At 63.3% G+C, this 18,667-nt stretch carries 18 protein-coding genes; 13 read left to right on the top strand and 5 right to left on the bottom strand.

Translation table 11 applies throughout. From position 1 onward, the window contains the following. Positions 1-57: 57 nt before the first annotated feature. From Q5H89_RS08075 to Q5H89_RS08050, 6 genes are all read left to right on the top strand, one after another. Positions 58-540: a hypothetical protein gene (locus Q5H89_RS08075; protein ID WP_305018780.1), complete on the top strand. Its 483-nt coding sequence runs from the start codon at positions 58-60 to the stop codon at positions 538-540. Next, on the top strand, positions 540-1,091 hold the full coding sequence (locus Q5H89_RS08070) for a DUF4468 domain-containing protein (protein WP_305018779.1): 552 nt from the start codon (positions 540-542) through the stop codon (positions 1,089-1,091). Before Q5H89_RS08075 ends, Q5H89_RS08070 begins: the two co-directional genes overlap by 1 nt. 6 nt (positions 1,092-1,097) lie before the next feature. Next, positions 1,098-2,438: a hypothetical protein gene (locus Q5H89_RS08065; protein WP_305018778.1), complete on the top strand. Its 1,341-nt coding sequence runs from the start codon at positions 1,098-1,100 to the stop codon at positions 2,436-2,438. A gap of 413 nt (positions 2,439-2,851) precedes the next feature. Then, the gene (locus tag Q5H89_RS08060) at positions 2,852-3,214 is read left to right on the top strand and encodes a hypothetical protein (protein ID WP_305018777.1); all 363 of its coding nucleotides are present in this window, start codon (positions 2,852-2,854) and stop codon (positions 3,212-3,214) included. Positions 3,215-3,316: 102 nt separating this feature from the next. Further along, the gene (locus Q5H89_RS08055) at positions 3,317-3,664 is read left to right on the top strand and encodes a hypothetical protein (protein WP_305018776.1); all 348 of its coding nucleotides are present in this window, start codon (positions 3,317-3,319) and stop codon (positions 3,662-3,664) included. Positions 3,665-3,855: 191 nt separating this feature from the next. Beyond that, complete coding sequence (locus tag Q5H89_RS08050; RefSeq protein WP_305018775.1) at positions 3,856-4,395, top strand: RNA polymerase sigma factor; 540 nt, start codon at positions 3,856-3,858, stop codon at positions 4,393-4,395. Positions 4,396-4,494: 99 nt separating this feature from the next. Here the strand turns inward: Q5H89_RS08050 and Q5H89_RS08045 are convergent, their stop codons facing one another. Beyond that, the gene (locus Q5H89_RS08045; RefSeq protein WP_305018774.1) at positions 4,495-5,382 is read right to left on the bottom strand and encodes a DNA/RNA non-specific endonuclease; all 888 of its coding nucleotides are present in this window, start codon (positions 5,380-5,382) and stop codon (positions 4,495-4,497) included. A 212-nt stretch (positions 5,383-5,594) separates the two neighbouring features. Here Q5H89_RS08045 and Q5H89_RS08040 point away from each other — a divergent pair, with 212 nt between their 5' ends. Continuing rightward, the gene (locus tag Q5H89_RS08040) at positions 5,595-6,611 is read left to right on the top strand and encodes an NAD(P)/FAD-dependent oxidoreductase (RefSeq protein WP_305018773.1); all 1,017 of its coding nucleotides are present in this window, start codon (positions 5,595-5,597) and stop codon (positions 6,609-6,611) included. A gap of 94 nt (positions 6,612-6,705) precedes the next feature. Then, positions 6,706-7,029, top strand: a complete 324-nt coding sequence (locus Q5H89_RS08035) for a 2Fe-2S iron-sulfur cluster-binding protein (RefSeq protein ID WP_305018772.1) — start codon at positions 6,706-6,708, stop codon at positions 7,027-7,029. A 107-nt stretch (positions 7,030-7,136) separates the two neighbouring features. On the opposite strand, the gene Q5H89_RS08030 is transcribed toward Q5H89_RS08035, so the two are convergent. After that, complete coding sequence (locus tag Q5H89_RS08030) at positions 7,137-7,835, bottom strand: hypothetical protein (RefSeq protein ID WP_305018771.1); 699 nt, start codon at positions 7,833-7,835, stop codon at positions 7,137-7,139. A gap of 172 nt (positions 7,836-8,007) precedes the next feature. After that, positions 8,008-14,247 carry an alpha-2-macroglobulin family protein gene (locus Q5H89_RS08025; RefSeq protein ID WP_305018770.1) on the bottom strand — a complete coding sequence of 2,080 codons (6,240 nt, stop codon included), beginning with the start codon at positions 14,245-14,247 and terminating at the stop codon, positions 8,008-8,010. A 232-nt stretch (positions 14,248-14,479) separates the two neighbouring features. Between Q5H89_RS08025 and Q5H89_RS08020 the strand changes: the two genes are divergently transcribed. The 5 genes from Q5H89_RS08020 to Q5H89_RS08000 are packed head-to-tail and all read left to right on the top strand — an operon-like array spanning position 14,480 to position 17,015. Further along, positions 14,480-14,830, top strand: coding sequence for an ArsR/SmtB family transcription factor (locus Q5H89_RS08020; protein WP_305018769.1), 351 nt, complete (start codon positions 14,480-14,482; stop codon positions 14,828-14,830). A gap of 24 nt (positions 14,831-14,854) precedes the next feature. After that, a complete protein-coding gene (locus Q5H89_RS08015; RefSeq protein ID WP_305018768.1) occupies positions 14,855-15,313 on the top strand; it encodes a DUF6428 family protein in 459 nt (152 codons plus the stop codon). 41 nt (positions 15,314-15,354) lie between these two features. Further along, positions 15,355-15,879: a GNAT family N-acetyltransferase gene (locus Q5H89_RS08010; RefSeq protein WP_305018767.1), complete on the top strand. Its 525-nt coding sequence runs from the start codon at positions 15,355-15,357 to the stop codon at positions 15,877-15,879. Continuing rightward, positions 15,876-16,550 carry an MIP/aquaporin family protein gene (locus tag Q5H89_RS08005; RefSeq protein ID WP_305018766.1) on the top strand — a complete coding sequence of 225 codons (675 nt, stop codon included), beginning with the start codon at positions 15,876-15,878 and terminating at the stop codon, positions 16,548-16,550. The genes Q5H89_RS08010 and Q5H89_RS08005 overlap by 4 nt, the downstream gene beginning before the upstream one ends. A 27-nt stretch (positions 16,551-16,577) precedes the next feature. Beyond that, the gene (locus tag Q5H89_RS08000; protein ID WP_305018765.1) at positions 16,578-17,015 is read left to right on the top strand and encodes an arsenate reductase ArsC; all 438 of its coding nucleotides are present in this window, start codon (positions 16,578-16,580) and stop codon (positions 17,013-17,015) included. Here Q5H89_RS08000 and Q5H89_RS07995 read toward each other — a convergent pair. Together Q5H89_RS07995 and mreC are read right to left on the bottom strand one after the other, a co-directional pair. Further along, on the bottom strand, positions 17,012-17,542 hold the full coding sequence (locus tag Q5H89_RS07995; protein ID WP_305018764.1) for a hypothetical protein: 531 nt from the start codon (positions 17,540-17,542) through the stop codon (positions 17,012-17,014). The two genes, Q5H89_RS08000 and Q5H89_RS07995, sit on opposite strands and share 4 nt — an antisense overlap. Then, a complete protein-coding gene (gene mreC, locus Q5H89_RS07990; RefSeq protein WP_305018763.1) occupies positions 17,539-18,573 on the bottom strand; it encodes a rod shape-determining protein MreC in 1,035 nt (344 codons plus the stop codon). The genes Q5H89_RS07995 and mreC overlap by 4 nt, the downstream gene beginning before the upstream one ends. Positions 18,574-18,667: the final 94 nt, after the last annotated feature.

Below are 18,667 nucleotides of genomic sequence, written 5' to 3'. Positions count from 1 at the left end.
CATACGGACGACCACTATTAGTAGTGCATTACTAATAGCCAAATAATACTACAAGTAGTGGAAAAGCCTATTAATCAGCGTATAAAGTTTTTACTTGAAGCTCTATCGCTAAGCGCTAGAGACTTTAGCCGTGCAGTAGGTGTGCCCGATAACAATACCCAGAACTACTTGGAACCTCGGTTTGCACAACCAAAAGCAGATTATCTTGAAAAAGTAATGCTTCACTTCGGAAGCATTAACCCGACTTGGCTCTTAACAGGCCAAGGCGCCCCCTTCCTCCCACCCACCAACGAAAACGACCTTGCTACAACCACAAACCAAAAATTTTTTCGCAGTCCGATAATCGGCAATAACCAAGGCACTGCTAATCAGCAACAAAATATTTCTAGTGCTGAGAATGAAGCTATGGTGAATAAGTTAGCCCTAGCTGAGAAGGAAATCGAGCACCTACGCACCCAGCTTGCTATGCAGGCCGCGTTGCTTGCTTCTAAAGACGAAACCATTACCCTGCTGCGCAACAGCTACACCCGCCCTACCTAATGTTTAAACAGCTATTTGTAAGCAGCTTACTTGCCTTATCCTACGCTGCCCAGGCGCAGACCACCCCGGCCGGCCCGCTACCCGTTAGCGCCGAAACGCACCACATCACCTACACCGGCGTGGTGGAGGTGCCTGGTGCTACCAAAGACGAGCTATACACCCGGGCAACCGAGTGGTTTGCGAAAACCTACAACAACGCCAACAGCGTGCTGCAAATGCAGGACCGCGCCGCCGGCCAGCTCGTGGGCAAGCCAGTGCTGGCAACCACCGTGCGCAGCCTGGGCTCAAACTACCCGGCTGGCATCGTGAAATATACCATCTCGCTGTACCTGAAAGATGGGAAATACAAATATGAAATCACGGATTTCGTGCACGATGCCACCGGCAGCAAGCTATGCAGCGCCGGGCCGCTCGAAAACGAGAAAACGGGCTGCATGTCGCTCACGAAGGGCCAATGGACCGAGATTAAGAGCCAGACCGACCGCGCCATGCAAGGCTTGGTCGCCAGCATGAGCACCACCCTCTCCAAAAAAGCAGCTAGCGATTTTTAAACACACATGAAAATCACCCGCCAGCTGCGCCTTGACCGCTTGGCAGCCGATGGCACCGCCCAAATTCAGCTTACGATATGGTGGGAGGGCAATCGTATCCGGCTAGGCACCGGCGCCGTGGTACTGCCTGAGCATTGGGATGAGGATGGCCAACAAGTAAAGGTGCGGCGCGACACTGCTCATGCGAGCATCAACCCTCGGCTCAACCGGGCAGCCGAAGCAGCTGCCGATGCGCAGGCCCTGGCCACCAAACAGGGCCGGCGCCTGCCCAAAGAGGAATTGAAAGCGGCCGTTGATGCGGCGCTTGCGTTAAAGCCAGTGGTGGCGCAGCAGCCAGAACCGGCAGCAGCTGGGCCCACCACGGATTTCGAGAGCTTGCAGCGCAAGTGGATACTGGAGCAGGTGAACCGACCACGCAAGGGCTCGGGCAAACCGCTGTCTAAAACAACCAAAGCCGGCTTCCTAGCCACGCTGCAACGGTTTCTGGACTACCAAGCGGCGCGGGGCATCAAACTGCAAGTGGGAGCCCTGGACTTAGCCTTTTATCAGGATTTTCGCACCTACATGCTTGATGAGCTAGGCCAAGGCCTCAACACCTTCGGCAAGCACATTAGCCGGCTAAAGACCTTCCTGGCCTGGGTCGAGACGGAGGAGGATTTGCCGGTGCACCGCCACGTGCGCAAGTTCGTGGCCTCTACCCAGAAGGGCAAAGTGGATGCCCTGACCGAAAAGGAACTGCACCAGGTGGCTGATTTGAATTTCAGCGACCAGGCTACTCGTGAGCAGCTGGCAGCCCTGCGCCTGGAGCTAGGCCGCTACACTGGCAAGCATCAGGACGACGATTCACTGGCGGCGTGGATAGAGCACGTGGAGCTAGCCCGCGACAAGTTTTTGCAGTGCTGCTACACTGGCCTACGCATCAGCGACGCCAATCGGGCCGCCTGGGAGCACGTGCGCGGCAACCTCATCGTACTCGATAGCATCGCTAAGAGTGATGTGACGGTATATATTCCATTTTACGACGACGCAATTTTTAAGCCCGTCGAACTAGCCGAGCGCTACGAGCACCCTACCCCCTACTCGCTGCTGGTGCCCGAGTGCTACCGGGCCAACGAGTTTCTGAAGGTAGTGCAGCGCATGGTTGGCTTGACCAGGCTAAAGCTTACCACTAAAATCGGCCGCAAAACCTTCGTCACGCTGAAGCTCTACCAGGGCGTACCGTCGCGCACGATAATGCAAGCCACCGGCCACCAAACAGAGGAAGCGTTCAATGCCTACGTGGGCGTCGATGAGCTGGAAATTGTGCAGCAGTTTATGCGCAAATCCACCAAACGCCGGGCCGCGTAAAGGTGGCGATTTTGGCGGCGGTTTTTTAGCTCTGCATTGTAGCCAGTTGTATTTCATTGCAGCACAAAGCCGCCGCTAGGCGCAAAGAGCGGACAATAGGCTACAATGCGCCCCATTTGGATACAAAACCAAAGAACTTATACGACCACGAAAAAGGCCCTCAGCGCATGCTGAGGGCCTTTTTTTATGCCTAATGGGGCAGCTGGCACCGGGCCACCCACGCTGCTGGCAAGGTCTGCCGACACTTGCGAACGCGCCGCTGGCAGCAGGCGGCGCCCGGCACGCAAATCAAATTTCAGAATTACAGAATACCGCCAGGGTTCGGCTGCAGGGCAGCCGAACCCTGGCCCTTTGGCGCCCGGCAGAGTGGCGCGCAGGAAATGGCCGTAGGCCCACCAATTCCTTTCCTACTCATGGCTTCCCAGCAAGCTAGGGCAAACCGGCCTGCTGCTGGCAACGCTGGCCGGTGGCAGGAGCGCGGAGCAGTATATTTTTCAATCAATAACCATTTTGTAAAAAAATTATCACGTTTATGGCACAAATTTGTAATATCATTTACATCATTTATGCTTTCCCGGATAATCAAAGGTGGCTTCCGCCTGACCAAAACGCTGGTGCCGGCTAGGCTGTTGGCAACCGACAAGCCTGCCTATGGCAAGATTATCGTGCTGGGCAACAGCATTACGCGGCACCCACCCCTGGCGGAAATTCACTGGCCGCACAATTGGGGCATGGCGGCAACTTCTCAGGACAAAGACTTCGTTCATCTACTCTAGAAGCGCTTTCAAAAGCGCCTGCCCCACGCCCAGCTGTTATTTGAGAACATCGCAGCCTGGGAAAATACCTATTGGAAGTACGACCTGGCGCAGCTAGCCTTCGTGCGTGCGTTTGAGCCCGAGCTGCTTATTATTCGGGTGGGCGAAAACGTAGCGGGCGCAACCGTGGAGGAGCACAGTTTCGCCACGCATTTTTCGCGCCTGCTCGATTACCTGCATAGCCCCCTGACCCGGATTGTGGTGGCGGGCTCGTTCTGGGGTGGCAACCCCGCTACCGATATCATGCGCTGGGTGTGCAAGGCGCATAATGTGCGCTTCCTTTCGCTGGCGAAGCTGGGCGATGAACTCGACAACCGCGCCATCGGGCAGCATCAGAACCCGGGCGTTGCCAACCACCCAAACGATAAGGGTATGCTTGCTATAGCCAATGCCATTTGGGGTACTATCTAGCTTGCGGTCAATTTCTTTGCTCGCACCTAAGCCCTTGGTTTCATGCTCGTTCCATTCGCTCTTACTGGGCGGGCTGGATACTTTTTCAACCAAAAAAGTTCCGATAAATTATTTATTTATTTTCGGCAGCCCCTAAAACCGGGGGCTTGCCCAGCGGCGTAAGTCGGGCTCGTTCTACCTAGTTGCCGCTAATGAAACTGCTTGAGCCAGACGCAGAAAGCCAGCTCGTCCAACGATTATATGCCCGGGACGAGCTGGCGATGGCCTTTTTTTACAAGAACTACCACCGCGCCCTGTACCACACCATCTGGCGCGTGGTGCGCCAGGAAGAGCTGGCCCAGGACATTTTGCAGGAAACCATGCTCAAGTTCTGGCTGACTTTTCCCAGCTACGACAAAGGCAAGGGCCGGCTTTTTACCTGGGCCCTGACCATTGCCCGCAACCTGGCCATCGACCGGCTGCGCACGGCCCGGCGCACCTCGCAGCGCACCCACTCGCTTACCGAGGCCGAGGTGCTGCATCTGGCCGCCCCCACCGGCTTTCGGCCCGAGCACGTGGGCGTGCTCGACTGGCTAGCCCTGCTGGGGCCCGCCGACCGCCAGCTGGTGGAGCTGCTGTATGTGCAGGGCTACACCCAGGCCGAGGCGGCCGAGACGCTCCAGCTGCCGCTGGGCACCGTTAAGTCGCGGGGCCGGCGCATTATTCGGGCGCTGGCCCGCCGCATCAACTAAAAGCAAGCGCCGCTTGCTTCCTTTGGCTGCTAACCAAGCCAAAAAAAGAGCCTTCGCACGGTGCGAAGGCTCTTTTTGCTGATGCGGGGCTAGCCCGGGCTAGTTGGTGGGGCCGGTATCGACCTTCGACTCGATGCTGCTCTGGATGGTGCTGGACACGGCCGAGAGCAGGTTGTAGCCGGTGGCGCTTTCGATGGCATCCACGGTGGTGCGGTAGCTGCCCCAGCTGGTGCTGATGGAGTTGGTGTTGGGCGTGTTGATGGCGATAACGCGGGTGCTGCTTGTGATGCGGCTCACGTCGGAGGTGCCCACGGGCAGCACCACTACCACCTTCCAGCAGTTGCTGGGCACCGTAATGCGGCCGCTGTCGATGGTCGAGTACGTGCCGTTGGTGCCGGTGCCGCCCTTGCCGTAGCTGCCCGCAATGATGTACAGCTCGTTGCCGGCGTTCACGAGGGTGCGGCAGTAGTTTTCGAGGTTGGCCCAGGTTTGCTGGTTGTTGGTGGGCGCCTGGGGCATCATGTTGCTCATCAGGAAGGTAGCCGAGTTGTCGGCCACCGAGCCGGTGCGGTCGGCGCTGGGGCAGTTGTGGCCCCGGTCGAAGCCCGAGCCGCTGTAGCTGGTGGCCCCCACGTGGTACCACGAGCTGGGCAGGCTGGCATCGGCGGCAAAATTATCCTGGCGGGCGGTGCTGCCCAGCCAGGCCGCGCTCAGGTGCCAGCTTACCCAGTTGGGCTTGCCCTGGTCGCGGCTATACGACATGGTGTACTGGCTCTTGGCGAGCAGGTAGTTGTTGGGGTAGTTGGTGGCGTCGGTTACGGCGCCGCTCGGGTTGCCGAGGGCCATGTTATCGTCGCGGGTGGCCGTGGCATCGGCGTAGGTGCTGCTGGTGGGTGCCGGGGCGATTTGCTGGCCTAGCGGCGAGCAGGCGGCGGCAAGGGCTACGAGCAGCGCGCTGCTGCCCAGGCGGAAGTAATTGAGCTTCATGAAACTTGTGGAAAAAGAAGAAAATGAAGAAAAAATGGGGTAGTACCAGACCGCAAAGTTCAGCGCGGCCAGAATCTTATTGATTACCTAATTGTTAAGAAATCAGCTTTCTACTGCCTCATTTCGCGAACCTATGGTTGGGCAGCCGCTAGCCCCGGCAGCCCGGCCGTATCTTTGTAATCATTCTAAAGACTCACGCTTTTCCCTCCTGAATGGCCGCTGTAATTTCCACTGATATCTGCATCATCGGGGCTGGCCCGGTGGGCCTGTTTGCTGTTTTCGAAGCCGGACTCCTCAAGCTGCGCTGCCACGTGGTAGACGCCCTGCCCCAGCCGGGCGGGCAGCTGTCCGAGATTTATCCCAAAAAGCCGATTTACGACATCCCGGGCTACCCCGAGATTTTGGCCGGCGACCTGGTCGACAACCTCATGAAGCAAATCGAGCCCTTCCACCCCACGTTTACTTTGGGAGAGCGCGTCGAGCGCTTTGCCAAGCTCGACGACGGCTCGTTTCAGCTCTACACCACCGACGGCACCGAGATTCAGTGCAAGGCCGTGGCCATTGCGGGCGGGCTAGGCTCGTTTGAGCCGCGCAAGCCGGCTGTCGAAAACCTGGAGCGCTTTGAGGGCGGCAAAGGCGTGCACTACATGGTGCGCGACCCCGAGCACTTCCGCGACAAAAAAATCGTGATTGCCGGCGGCGGCGACTCAGCCCTCGACTGGACCAATTTCCTGGCCAACGTGGCCAGCGAGGTGACCCTGGTGCACCGCGGCACCACCTTCCGCGGCGCGGCCGACTCGGCCGAGAAAGTAAAAAACCTGCACGAAGCCGGCCGCATCAAGCTAGTACTCAGCTCCAACGTGACGCACCTGCACGGCAACGGCCACCTGGAGCAGGTCACCATTACCGGCAATAATGGCGAGGCCGAAACCGTGCCGCTCGATGCTTTTGTGCCGCTGTTCGGCCTCACGCCCAAGCTAGGGCCCATCGGCGAGTGGGGCCTGGACCTCGAAAACGACGCCGTGCTGGTGAACACCGTCGACTACAGCACCTCGCTGCCCGGCGTGTACGCCATCGGCGACATCAACACCTACCCTGGCAAGCTGAAGCTCATTTTGTGCGGCTTCCACGAGGCGGCGCTCATGTGCCAGGGGGCGTTCAAGTACATCTACCCCGACAAAAAATACACCCTCAAATACACCACCGTCAACGGGGTACCCACTTTGTAGAGTTAAGAGTTGTGAGTTGTGAGGTAAGAGCTGGCTGCTTATTGGGCGCCGTCTCAACTCACAACTCACAACTCCTAACTCCTAACTCCCATTTATGAGTGATATACGCATTTACGTAGAAGAAGCGCCCGGCCAGCGGCGCGAGCTGGAAGGCCCTACCGACATGGGCCTGAGCCTGATGGAGTTGCTAAAGGCCAGCGACTACCCCATTCAGGCTACCTGCGGCGGCATGGCTTTGTGCGCCACCTGCCACGTTGAGATACTAGCCGGCCCGCCCCTGCCCGAACCCAGCGACGACGAATGGGCCATGCTCGACACGCTGCCCGTGCTGCACGAAACCAGCCGCCTGAGCTGCCAGATTCGCCTCGCCCCCAACCTCGATGGGCTGGTGGTGCGCGTGGCGGGCAGCGGCGAGTAGCTGGCTGCCGGGCGGGCTTTGGCCCGCCTTTGATAGCCGCACATCCGAACTTGTACTACTAAAAAAAGCCCGGCCTTGCAGCCGGGCTTTTTTTGGCTTTTGCCAGCCTAGCGGCGGCGCTTGTGCTTGGTGGTAGCCGCTTTGGTTTTGGCTTTGGCCTTCACTTTTTTCCCGGCCGCGTGATGAGCCTTTTTGGTGGTTTCCTTCTTGGCTTTGTGCGACGTGGCTTTTTTGCTGCGGCTGGCCTTCTCGCTGGTGTGGTGCTTGGCCGCTGTCGATTTGCGGCTAGCCTTGCTGTGCCGGGCTTCGCGGGCTTCTTTGGCGCGGCTGGCCTTGGTCGATTTGCTGTGCTTGCTGGCTTTGCTGCTCTTGCTTGCGTGGCTGCTGTGGCGGGCAGCGCGGCGGGCTTCGGCCCGGCGCTCGGCCCGGGCTTCGGCGGCGCGCTCCTCGGCCCGCTCGATGGCCCGCAGGCGAGCCCGGCGGGCGGCGCGGCGGCTGGCGGCGCTGGTTTCGTGGGCAATGGCGGCTACCTCCTCGGTGCGGGGGTCGGCGGCGGCTTCGCTGTAGTGGGCGGTGGCGTCGGTTTCGGGGGCGGCGCTGGCCAGCTGCTCGGCCGAGGCCGTGGGCTTGGGCAGTTCGGCGGCCTTCTTGCGGCGCACCGGCATCAGAAAATCGCGCTCGGCCCGCTCGCGGGTGCTCAGGCTTTCTTCGCCGGGCAGTTTGGTAACGACTTGGGCTTTCTCGGCCTGGGCCCACGCCGCTGAAGTGCTCAGCGACAAGGCCAGTAATACAATTAGCTTCCTCATCAATAACTTACTGGATAATTAGAAAAAACAAAAATAGGCGCCACCGGCCACCCGCGCAAGCCACGGCGGGCGGGGTGGGGGGCCCGCTGGGCCCGGCATTTTGCCTGGGCACCCTGGCCGGCCACCCCGCAGTAGGCGCCATACTTTCTGAAGAAAACCTGTCTGACTTACCCTAGCGGCCTGCTACCTGCGGCGCAATGGCCAGCCGCTGGCCCGCCGATGTAGCCCCAAACTCGGGCGCGTACAGGCACTGCACCTGGCTGAGGCCGCCCGAAAAATTTCCGGCCTGGCTAGCCCGCAGCCGGTACTCGAAGACGTGCGTGCCGCGCGGCACCTCGCTCAAAAAGAAGTTGGCGGCCGCGTCGCGTGGGCTCTCGTAGTACCCTAGCCCGGCCTGGTAACGGTAGCCACTGAGCTGGTTTATCGGCTCCAGGCCGGCGGCGCGCTGGTCCTTGAGGTGCACGTATTCGAGGGCGCGGTTGGTGCGCAATACTAGGCGCACCACTAGGGCATCGCCCACGCGCAGGGGCGTGGCAGTAGTAATGCGTTCGAGCTGCGGGCCGGCGGCGGTGCGGGTTTCGCGGTAAAGCTGGCGCTCGACGCTGAGCGGCGAGGCGGCGGGCGTCACCTTATCGAGGTCTTCGAAATACTGCCAGTAGAGCGCGCCCCAGGCCGGGCCAGCGTCGGTTTTGGTCACCGTTACCTTGCCCTGGGCGGGCTGGATGTCGGCGGCGGGCCAGGTCTGTCTATAGTAGCCGGTGCCGGCCTGCGTGGCCTCAGGCCTGATGGCCTGGCCACCCATGCTCACCTGCAACGGCTGGGCGGGGGCCAGCCAGCTCGTGCCGCGCAGCAGCAGGGCGTAGCAGGCGTCGGCGGTGGCGCGGGTGCTTTCCCAGCTGTGGGTTTGCTTGTGGGCCAGCAGCCAGAGCTTCAGCTCATCGACTGCTTTCTGGGCGTTCTTGATTTCGTCGAAGGCTTCGATGAGGGTAGCCTGGGTTTCCACAGGGGCCTCGCGCCAGTAGTAGCCGGGCTGCACGTCTTTCCAATACATGCCTAGCTCTGGGCTGTGCAGGGCGTTTTCGGCCAGGGCCTGCATGACGGCCTGGGCGGCCGGAGCCTTAGCATTTTCGCGGAACAGGGCTAGCGCGAGTTGCGCTTGCAGGTAGCGGGTGCGGCCGGCCCAGTGGCTGGCGGCCTGGGTGCGGTAGTAGGCGTAGGCGGGCTGGGCCTCGGCGGCTACGGGCTGGGCTAGCCAGAAGCTGCGGGCGTAGAGCGCCTGAATTTCGAGGTCATCGAGGTGGTTGTCGGCCAGCTTCACGGCTTTTTGGCGGCGCAGCTCGGCGTAGTCGCGGGCCAGGGCGCCGTCGAGGTAGTGCAGGGCGTGTTGCAGGATGTTGCGCGCCGCGTTGTCCTGGCTGGCGTCGAAGGCGCCGAGCTTTTGGAGCTTGCCGAAGCCAGCCACGATGAGCTGGGTGATGTAGCGGTCGGCGGGCATTTTTTCAAACCACGGAAACGAGCCATCGGGCAGCTGCATGGCTTGCAGCTTGGCGAGGGTGCGGGTGGTTTCGGCTTTCAGCCGGACTTCGTCGAACAAGCTGCTGAGGCGGGCTAGCCGCTCGGTTTCGCCCTGGGCATCGCGCACCCAGGGGGTTTCTTGCAGCAGAATATTTTTCAACTCCTGGTTTTGGGCGAGCTTGCTGGCGAGGGCGTTTTGCTGGGCGGCGGTGCCGCTCTGAGCCTGGCGCTGCCACTCGGCCAGCACGGTGCGGAAGCGCGGGTTGCTCTTGAGAATCTGGGCGGCGAGCAGGTTGGCGTAGAGGCGGGCGAAGGTCTGCTCCGAGCACTCGTAGGGGTATTCGAGCAGGTAGGGCAGGCTCTGCACGGCGTACCAGGCGGGGTTGGCCGTCATTTCGAGCGTGAGCGAGTAGTTGCGCCGGGTGGGACTGGCGGTGCTCGTGAGCTTCTTTAGCTCAAACTCACGGGTGCCGGGGCCGGCCAGCGGCAGCGGCAGGCTCTCGGTGATGAGGATGCGGTTGGGCAGGACAGGCAGGGTGTTTTCCTCGCCGTCGGAGTAGGTAGCCCCACCCCCGGCCCCTCCCCTGCGGGGGAGGGGAGCTTGGCGATTTTTCTTTTTGCCTTTCGCATTGGCACTAGCTTCCGCTGTGGGCTCAGCTTCGCCGCTGGTTTGGGCTACCACGCGGTAGGTCACGGCCACGGGGGCGAAGTCGGCCGGGATGGCCAGCTCCCACCCTAGCGCGGCGCTTTGGTGGGCGGCGGCGCTCACCGGCAGCTGGGCCGGGCCTTTGAGGAGCTGGCTGGTGATATCCTGGCCGGTGGCGGCGTCGAGCAGGAAGAGCTGGGCCGTGCCGCTGGTGGCGTGGTCGGTGAGGTTGGAGAACTTAGCGGGGAAGGTGAACGCATCGCCGGGCCGCAGGAAGCGCGGGGCGTTGGGCGTGATTTGAATTTCTTTCTGCGTCACGAGCTGGCGGGCTAGCTGGCCGGTGTGCAGGCTGCGGTCGTGGGCCAGGGCCAGCAGCTGCCAGCGCGTCACGGCCTCGGGCATCTGGAATTCGAGCACTACGTCGCCGTTTTGGTCGGTGCGCAGGGCGGGCTGCCAGAAGGCCGTTTCGCGGAAGTCGCTCCGGGCGGCGATGGTGGTGAGGTCGGGGGCGGTCTTTGGCTGTGCATTGCTGTCTTCGGCATGAACATAGCCATTGCCGCTAATAGCTACCCCGGCAACCTTGCCTTGCAAAGCCATCATTGGCGACGCAGCCCGAGCGCGGCGGCTAGGGCCAGCGCTGGGAGCACCAATTTTACCTGAAGGCTCATACATATCCGAGTTGCCCTTTACAGTAATCGTGGAAACGACTTTGTCTTTCAATTCTTCTTGGTCGGGCACTTCATCTAAATGCCGCTGCCAATCGTTAAGCTGCGGGTAGCGTACCTCCTTCGGCCCCAGTCCATCATTCGTAGTAGCATAAGATTCCGAATTAAACTCCCCAAAATTCCCCTGCCAGCCGAACCGCGCTGGGAAGTAGTTCCCACCAAACTCCAACCCCTGAAAGCTGTGCGGACGGAATACGTCCAGGCTCTGGTCGTAGAGGGTGGCGAGCAGCTCGGCATCGGCAGGGCGGCCGTTGGCCTGGCGGATGGTGAGGCGCCAGGTTTCGCGCTGGCCGGGGGCTAGCCGGTCGCGGAAGGTGGCGATGGCCAAGCGCAGCGGCTGGGGCTGCTCGGTTACCTGCACGGTGGCGTCGTGGCGGTAGAGGCGGCCGTCGCGCACCTGCGTGGTGTGGATATAGAGCGGGCCGCGCGCATCGGCCGAGCCGCTGGCTACGGCCAGGCGGCGCTGCTCGCCGGCTTTCAGGGTCAGCCACTCGCGGCGCAGCAGCTGGCCGCCGCGCTCTACTTCGAGCAGGATGCGGGCGTCGGCCTCGCTGCTGCCCAGCAGCACGGCGGCGGACTGGCCGGGCGCCACGGTATCGGCGAGGGCCACGAACCAGTCGGGCGTGGCGAAGGGCACGGTGGCAGCGTTGGAGTCGAAGAGCGTGAAGTCGAGACTAGCGCGAGCCGAGTCGGCGCCGGCAGCCTGGGCTTCGAGGCGGTAGCGGCCGGTGGGCAAGCTAGCCAGGGCGGCGCGCAGGTCGAGCACCGGGCTGGCGTGGGTGTCGAAGGGCAGGGTTTTGACCAGCTCGGCGGGCAGCTCGTTGTCGGTGGTTTCGGGGGCGGGGCCGGGCACGCCGGGCGGGTTGGAGCGGTAGCGGCGGGCTAGCAGGCGCAGGGTGCCGGTGGCAGGCAGCGGCTCGCCGGTGGCGTTGGTGCCGAGCAGCGTGAAGGCGGGCAGCCTGGCCTTGTCGGCCTGGTCGGGGCCGGCGAGGCGCAGGCTAAGCGGGTTGCGGCCCAGCACCACATAGCGGGTGCCGGTGCGGGTTTCGCCGGCCGCGTCGGTCACGTCGGCAGTTACTTCGAAGAGGTAGCCTGGCTCCCAGCGGCCCCGGCTCGACTGCTTGGGCACCAACGGCGGCGTGAACGTGATGGCAAAGCGGCCTTCGGCATCGGTGGTAGTAGTGCCGTGGGCAATTTCCTGCGTGCCGCCGCGCGGGCCGGGCCGCATGATGCCACGCCCGCCGCCAAAGCCGTAGTCAAACAGCGGCCACAGCTCGCGGCGCGTGATGCGGTATTTCACGCTCGCCCCGTCGGTGGCCTGGCCGGCGTAGGCGCGGGCGCGGCCGTTCAGGGTCAGTGGCTGGCCGAGCTGTGGCCGGCCGGGTACCGAGTCGAGCGTGACTAGGAAGGTCGGCCGCTTGTAGTCTTCGACTGCGAAGCTGAGGCTACCGTGGTCGGTTTGCAGCTGCATTTCGCCATTGAGCAGGCCGGTGGGCAGCACCAGCGAGCCGTTGAAAGAGCTAAAATCGGAAGTGGTGAAGGTGAGCGTCTGCACGGTCTGGCCGTTCACGTCCACGAGGCGCACGCTCACTGGCTGGCCAGTCAGCAGGCTAGCCTTGCCGCCGAGGCTTTGAGTCAGAATGCCTTTGAAATAGACCGTCTGGCCCGGCCGGTAAATGGCGCGGTCGGTAAAGAGAAACGTGCGCCGCTGCGCTTGTTCAGCCTCATTCTGGCGGCCAGGGAAGTAGTAGGCGTTGAGCGGCGTAAGCAGCGTATCGCGGCCGAGCCACGAGCGCACGCCGCTCAGCTGCTCGCGGCCCAGCGCGTCGCTGGCTTTGTTGGGGCCGGGGATTTCAACTTCGCCGGTGGCGCTGGTGGGCAGCACCTCGCCCAGGCGGCGGTCGTCGCGCTGCGTGGTGCGGTTGTACACGCTAAAGTTGGCCTGGTTTTTCACCCCCGCCAGCGGCGCGCCGCTAGCCCGGTCAAGCAGCAGCAGGGAGGTAGTCCCCGTAGCCGCATTAGTGCGATGCACGAGACTGAGCTGGCTGGCCCCCAGCACGGCGTAGGCCGTGACGGTGCCGGCCGGCGCCGACTTCACGGCCGGGTCGGTGGAAAGCTGGGCCTTGTTACTGAGCAAAATGAGGTAGTAGCCGGCTGGTAGTGCCGCGCCCGCCGCTGCTAGTTTTTGCTCTTTATAATCAAGCGGGTGGGCGGGCAGCGGCACGGCCCAGGTGGCGGCTGGCGCGGCCTTTAAGGCGCGAGCAAAACGCTTGGCCAGCGGGCGGTTTTGGGGGTCGTAGCCGGTGCCCTGCTGCCACTCCTTCGCCGTGATGCGGTAGGCCCAGGCGTGCAGCTCAGGCACGTTGCGCGTGGTGAGGTCGAGGCGCCAGGGCTGGCCGGGCACCACCATCTCGGCGGCCGAGAAGGCTAGCTCGGGCTGCTCCATCTCGGCGCGTAGCTGCCGGGCCCGCGCCGCGCCGCGCGACTTCGGAAACCGCGCCTCGGCGGCCCGCGTGAGGGCTACGGCGGCCACGTTATCACCAGCGGTGCGCCGGGCTTCGGCCTGCTTGGCAATAAACTCAGTGCTGATGGGCAGCGCTTTATACTGCTCGGCCAGGCGGGCCAGCGCGGGCTCGTACTGGCTAGCCACGTCGGTGCCTTCGGTAAGGCCGTGCACATAATCGAGGCGCTGCAAGTCCACGTCGGCCAGGGCAGCCGGGTTATTGGCGGCCAGCCGGGCGGCCGTGAGGCGCTGCAACAGCCGCAGCGCCAGCAGCTGGCCATTGAGCGAGTCGGCGACCGGGGCGCTTAGCTTCAGCGCCGCAAACTCCTGGGCGCTGCCGAAGAGCCTGGGTTCCGTGGGCTGCCACTGCTGCTCGGGCTTTGTGACGAACAGTTCCTGGTTTTGCAGGCCCGCGATGGCGCGCTGGGCCAGCAGGTCATACAGCGTGGGGCGCAGGGCCCGGCCTTCGGTATCGCCGCCGGTGGCCAGGTCGCCGAGGTCGGCCAGGGTCGTTTTGAGCTGGCGCTGGGGCTCGTCGGCCACCGACTGCTCGTAGTGCCGCACAATGGCGGCCCCTAGCCGGCCGGCGTCCCAGGTGGCAAGGCTGGTGCCGCCGTCGGCCCGGCCGGGCGTGGCCGGGTCGGTGGTGGGCGCCGCGCCGCTGGTGCGCTCGTAGAGCTGGTAGCGGTGCTCGTTATAATAGGCACTGTACAAGCCCCCTAGCAGCGAGTGCAAAATAGGCCGGGCCGGAAACTGCGCCGTTTTCAGGTCTTTTTCGAGCAGCGCGATGGCCTTTTCGTCGGCGTCATTCTCCTTGTTCTCGAGCAGCCGGATTTTGTAGAGCAGCGCCCGCACGTAGGCCGGGGCGTTGTTTTCTTTTTTCGCCTGCTGGTATATTTTCTCGACCAGCGGCGCGGCGCTGGCAGTCTGCTCCCTGGCCAGCAGGGCGTCAATCTTCTTCCACTGCGCGGCTAGCGGGGAAGGCGGCCCGGGCGCGGCCGAATCGGCAAGAAAAACAGTCATCAGCAGGCAGCAGAAAAGGAGGAAATAGCGCATGGCAGCAAGCTATATGGCCGGGGTTAGTACTCCAAAGATGCCAGAACCAGGCCAAGTGCACACGGCCGGGCGCCCGCCGCCGCGGGCCACTCCCCCAACCTACTCAGCCTGACTACCCTTAAAACCGCTTTTTTCACCTTGTCGCAAACACACGACATAGTATGCCGTATATTTGCGACATAAGTACTTACGTTACCCCATGACACGCGCCAAAACCACCGTCTTCACCACCGAGCAGCAGCAGCTGGCCCGCGTAGCCAAGGCCCTGGCGCACCCGGCACGCGTGGCCATTGTGCAGCTGCTGGCCAGCAAAACCACCTGCATCTCGGGCGATATCGCCGCCGAGCTGCCGCTGGCGCGCACCACCGTTTTCCAGCATCTGCAAGAGTTGAAGGCCCTCGACCTCATTCGGGGTGAAATCGATGGGCTCACCGTTTGCTACTGCCTCAATACCGAGCTGCTGGCCCAGGTGCGGCAGCAGTTTCTCGCATTTTTCGATGCCGCCTCGGCTAGCCCCGCTTGTGGGCCCGGCGGGCCTTGTGCTTGCTGATTTTTCTACCTTCTGCCTTCCTCTATGCGCATCTCCGAAATGAAGCAAGCCCTGGCCGGGCTCGCGGCCGTCAATTTTCGCCTGCCCGACGGCACCTACCTGCCCAAGCATTTCCATGTGACGGAAGTGGGCCTGGTAACCAAGCATTTTATCGATTGCGGGGGCGTAGAGCGGCGCGAAGCCGTGGCTAATTTTCAGCTCTGGGAGGCCGGCGACTACGACCACCGGCTGGCCCCGCAAAAGTTTCTGCACATTTTGCAGCTCTCGGGGCGCATTCTGGGCAGCGAGGACCTGGCTATCGAGGTGGAGTACCAGCAGGCCACGATTGGCAAGTTTGGGCTGGCCTTCGATGGCACCGATTTCGTGCTCACGCCCAAGCAAACGGCCTGCCTGGCGCAGGATGCGTGCGGCCTACCCAGCTTCAGCCTGGCGCTGCCCCAGCTGCAAGCCACGGGCTGCACGCCGGGCGGCGGGTGCTGCTAAATGCCCACCGGCCCGGGCCGGGCCCCGTTTATTTCCGCGCCATGATTTCTGCTTTCACCATTCAGCCGCTAGGGGCCGCGCACTGGCCCGCCGTGCGCGCCATCTACGAGGCCGGCATCGCCACCGGCCAGGCCACTTTCACTACCGAAGCCCCTGGCTGGGAGGCCTGGGATGCCGGCCACCTGCCCCACTGCCGCCTGGTAGCCGCCGCGGCCGATGGCCAGGTGCTGGGCTGGGCGGCGCTCTCGCCGGTATCGAGCCGCTGCGTGTACGCGGGCGTGGCCGAGGTAAGCATCTACATCGTGGCCGAGGCGCGGGGCCGGGGCGTGGGCCGGCAGCTGCTGGCCGCCCTGGTAGCCGCGGCAGAGCAGCACGGCCTGTGGACCTTGCAGGCGGGTATTTTTCCGGAAAACGCGGCCAGCCTGGCGCTGCACGCCGGCCAGGGCTTTCGCACGGTGGGGCGGCGCGAGCGCATCAGCCAGCTGCGCGGCCAGTGGCGCGACACGCTGCTGCTGGAACGCCGCAGCGCTGTGGTGGGCGCGGCACCTGGCCCGCCAGCCGCATGAGGCGGCGCTACGCGCGGCTGCTGCTGGCCGAGTGGCTGGCCACCTACTTGCTGGTGGCGGCGGGCACCGGGGCCATTGCAGTCGAGAACCTCACGCACCAACTAGGCCACGGTGGCGTGGCGGCGGCCTTTGGGCTGGTGGTAGTCGTTATTATCTACGCCTTTGGCGATAGCTCGGGCGCGCACGCCAACCCGGCCGTAACCATCGGCTTTTGGGCGGCCGGGCGGCTGCCGGGGCGGCTGGTGCTGCCCTACGCCGCGGCCCAGAGCCTGGGGGCGCTGGCCGCCAGCGCCAGCCTGGCCCGGCTGCTGCCGGCGGCCGTGGCTACGGGCCTCGGGGGCACGCACAGCCGGCTAGCCCCGGGCGCCACCTGGCTGCTGGAGGCACTGCTAACGGCGGCGCTTATGCTGCTGGTGCTGCGCGTATCGGTGGGCGCGCGCGAAAAAGGCATCACCGCCGGCCTGGCCGTGGGGGCTATGGTGGCCCTCGAAGCCCTGGTAGCCGGGCCGCTCACCGGGGCTTCCATGAACCCCGTGCGCTCGCTCGGCCCCGCCGTGGTGAGCGGGCAGCTGGCCGGCCTGTGGGTGTACCTCACCGCCCCGGTGGCCGGCGCGCTGGCCGCAGTGGCCCTTAGCTACCTACTTGAAGAGCCGCTGCCAACTACTAATTAAACTTTGACTATCAATAATTTACCTTTTATGGCTAGCCCTCCCAACATCCTGGTGCTGTGCACCGGCAACTCGTGCCGCAGCCAGCTGCTGCACGGCTACCTGCGGCAGCTGCTAGGGGCGCGGGCGGCCGTGTACTCGGCCGGCGTCGAAACCCACGGCCTCAACCCCCGCGCCGTGCAGGTGATGGCCGAAGACGGCGTCGATATTGCGCAGCACACCAGCAACCATGTGGCTGAGTATGCCGCCGTGCCCTTCCACTACGTGCTCACGGTGTGCGACCATGCCCAGGAGGCTTGCCCGGTTTTTCCTTCCTCGGCCCAGAAGCTGCACCACAATTTTGCGGACCCCGCCAAGGCTACCGGCAGCGAGGCAGAAATACTAGCGCAGTTTCGGCGCGTGCGCGACGAAGTAAAAGCTTACGCCAACGGTTTTGTACAAAACCACTTCGGCGCCAAGTCCGCCTAGCTGCGGCTGCGCCGCACCGGGAAGAACAGCAGCTGCACTATCAGCAAGGCCGTGCTGGTGAACAGGATGCTCACGCCCACCCGCCCCAGCGTGCGCAACGGGTGCTGAAACGAGCCTAGCTCCAGGAAAAAATATACTACGTGGTGCAGGCTCACGAGCAGCAGCAGATACACCATAAACCATTGCCAGCCCATTTGGTGCACGTTTACGGTGTCCTGGGCGTCGTAGCCATCACGGGGCGTAAGCAGGCGCAGCACCCAGGGGCGCAGGTAGGCCAGCAGCACGGCCGCGGCGGCGTGCAGCCCCCCGGTATCGTAGCTGATGTCCATGGCCAGGCCCATGCCAAAGCCCAGCAGCAGCTGCAGGGAAATGGGCGTGCCCAGCGGTAAAAACAGTACAAAGCCCAGGTACAGAAAGCACCAGCCCAGCCCAAACAGCGGCGGCAGCTGCCCCACAATGAGCACCTGCATCCCGGCATACAGCCCAAACCGCAGCAACTGCCGCACGAGTACCCCTAGCACACTCATCGGCTTGGGCGGGTGGGCTGTTTGGCGGGGGCCTTGGCGGGCGCCGGCTCGGGGGCGGTGAGGGCCGTTTCGAGCGAGTCGCGCTCGGTGCGGGGGCGGTTGTGCACCACGTACACGTAGGTGAGGCGGCTGAAATCGACGCCTAGCCGCAGCCGCACCGTCCAGAAATTCTTGTCGGGCTCCTTCACAAACGACTCTACGGTACCCACAAACACGCCCTCCGGAAAAATAGCGTTGTAGCCCGACGTCACCACCGAGTCGCCCACGGCCAGGCGGTTCTGGCGCGGAATGTAGTCGAGCAGCGCGTGGCTGTAATCTTCCCCGGGCCATTTCACGCTGCCAAAGGTACCGTCGCGCTTTATTTTGGCCGCCACCGCCATCTTCGAGTGCAGCAGCGAGAACACCGTGGCGTAGTGCTCGCTTGCCGATTTCACCTGGCCTACCACCCCATAGGCGCTCAGCACCCCTAGCCCGGGCTGCACGCCATCAGCGGTCCCCACGTTCAGGGTCAGGTAGTTATCCACGGCGCGCAGCGAGTTGTTGAGCACCCGCGCCGGCACCAGCGGGTACTCCGCATCGCGGGTAGGCAGCTTGGCGCCTCCTAGCAGCAGCGTGTCGGGCCGCGGCGCGAGGGTTTGCGTTTTGCCTTTGGCGCCCGGCACTTGCGCCGCCGGGGCGGCCAGCGCCAGGCTGGGGTCGGGCCGCAGGTGGCGGTAGATGAGGTGGCCCAGCGTATCGCGGCCCACGGGCAGCGAGTCGGCCTCGCGGCGCGTAAAATCGGGCGGGTACAGCTGCTGGCGCAGCTTGGCGTTGTCGGCCAGCAGTTGGCGGTTCAGCTCATCGAGCCGAAAGTAGTCGGTCACCTGGGTGCGGCGGGCCAGCAGCGCGCCCGCGTAGGCATTGGCCGAGTTGAAGAACGCCGCCCGCTGGTACGAGCTGTTGGTTATAAACAAAAACAGGCTCACCACCTCCAGCAGCACGAAGAGCATAACGCCCTGAAAGCGCAGCAGAAACGCGATGAGATTACGCATAACTAATTGTCATGCTGACGAAGGAAGCATCTTGCCAGGGTAGAACTAGCTTGACTTCCTAATTCTACCCTGGCAAGATGCTTCCTTCGTCAGC

Source organism: Hymenobacter cheonanensis (genome assembly GCF_030581075.1).
In the GTDB taxonomy this organism is placed as follows: domain Bacteria; phylum Bacteroidota; class Bacteroidia; order Cytophagales; family Hymenobacteraceae; genus Hymenobacter.
The sequence above is the reverse complement of the archived record's forward strand: the minus strand, read 5'-3'. Positions and strand labels throughout refer to the sequence as shown.

Bases quoted from the DNA above. Each gene is read 5' to 3' on its own strand.
- Q5H89_RS08045 (WP_305018774.1), bottom strand. From the start codon at position 5,382: ATGAAGCTCAATTACTTCCGCCTGGGCAGCAGCGCGCTGCTCGTAGCC.
- Q5H89_RS08015 (WP_305018768.1), top strand. From the start codon at position 14,855: ATGCGCATCTCCGAAATGAAGCAAGCCCTGGCCGGGCTCGCGGCCGTC.
- Q5H89_RS08020 (WP_305018769.1), top strand. From the start codon at position 14,480: ATGACACGCGCCAAAACCACCGTCTTCACCACCGAGCAGCAGCAGCTG.
- Q5H89_RS08000 (WP_305018765.1), top strand. From the start codon at position 16,578: ATGGCTAGCCCTCCCAACATCCTGGTGCTGTGCACCGGCAACTCGTGC.
- Q5H89_RS08065 (WP_305018778.1), top strand. From the start codon at position 1,098: ATGAAAATCACCCGCCAGCTGCGCCTTGACCGCTTGGCAGCCGATGGC.
- Q5H89_RS08060 (WP_305018777.1), top strand. From the start codon at position 2,852: ATGGCTTCCCAGCAAGCTAGGGCAAACCGGCCTGCTGCTGGCAACGCT.
- Q5H89_RS08030 (WP_305018771.1), bottom strand. From the start codon at position 7,835: ATGAGGAAGCTAATTGTATTACTGGCCTTGTCGCTGAGCACTTCAGCG.
- Q5H89_RS08005 (WP_305018766.1), top strand. From the start codon at position 15,876: ATGAGGCGGCGCTACGCGCGGCTGCTGCTGGCCGAGTGGCTGGCCACC.
- Q5H89_RS08035 (WP_305018772.1), top strand. From the start codon at position 6,706: ATGAGTGATATACGCATTTACGTAGAAGAAGCGCCCGGCCAGCGGCGC.
- Q5H89_RS08040 (WP_305018773.1), top strand. From the start codon at position 5,595: ATGGCCGCTGTAATTTCCACTGATATCTGCATCATCGGGGCTGGCCCG.
- Q5H89_RS08010 (WP_305018767.1), top strand. From the start codon at position 15,355: ATGATTTCTGCTTTCACCATTCAGCCGCTAGGGGCCGCGCACTGGCCC.
- Q5H89_RS08025 (WP_305018770.1), bottom strand. From the start codon at position 14,247: ATGACTGTTTTTCTTGCCGATTCGGCCGCGCCCGGGCCGCCTTCCCCG.
- Q5H89_RS08070 (WP_305018779.1), top strand. From the start codon at position 540: ATGTTTAAACAGCTATTTGTAAGCAGCTTACTTGCCTTATCCTACGCT.
- Q5H89_RS08050 (WP_305018775.1), top strand. From the start codon at position 3,856: ATGAAACTGCTTGAGCCAGACGCAGAAAGCCAGCTCGTCCAACGATTA.
- Q5H89_RS07995 (WP_305018764.1), bottom strand. From the start codon at position 17,542: ATGAGTGTGCTAGGGGTACTCGTGCGGCAGTTGCTGCGGTTTGGGCTG.
- mreC (WP_305018763.1), bottom strand. From the start codon at position 18,573: ATGCGTAATCTCATCGCGTTTCTGCTGCGCTTTCAGGGCGTTATGCTC.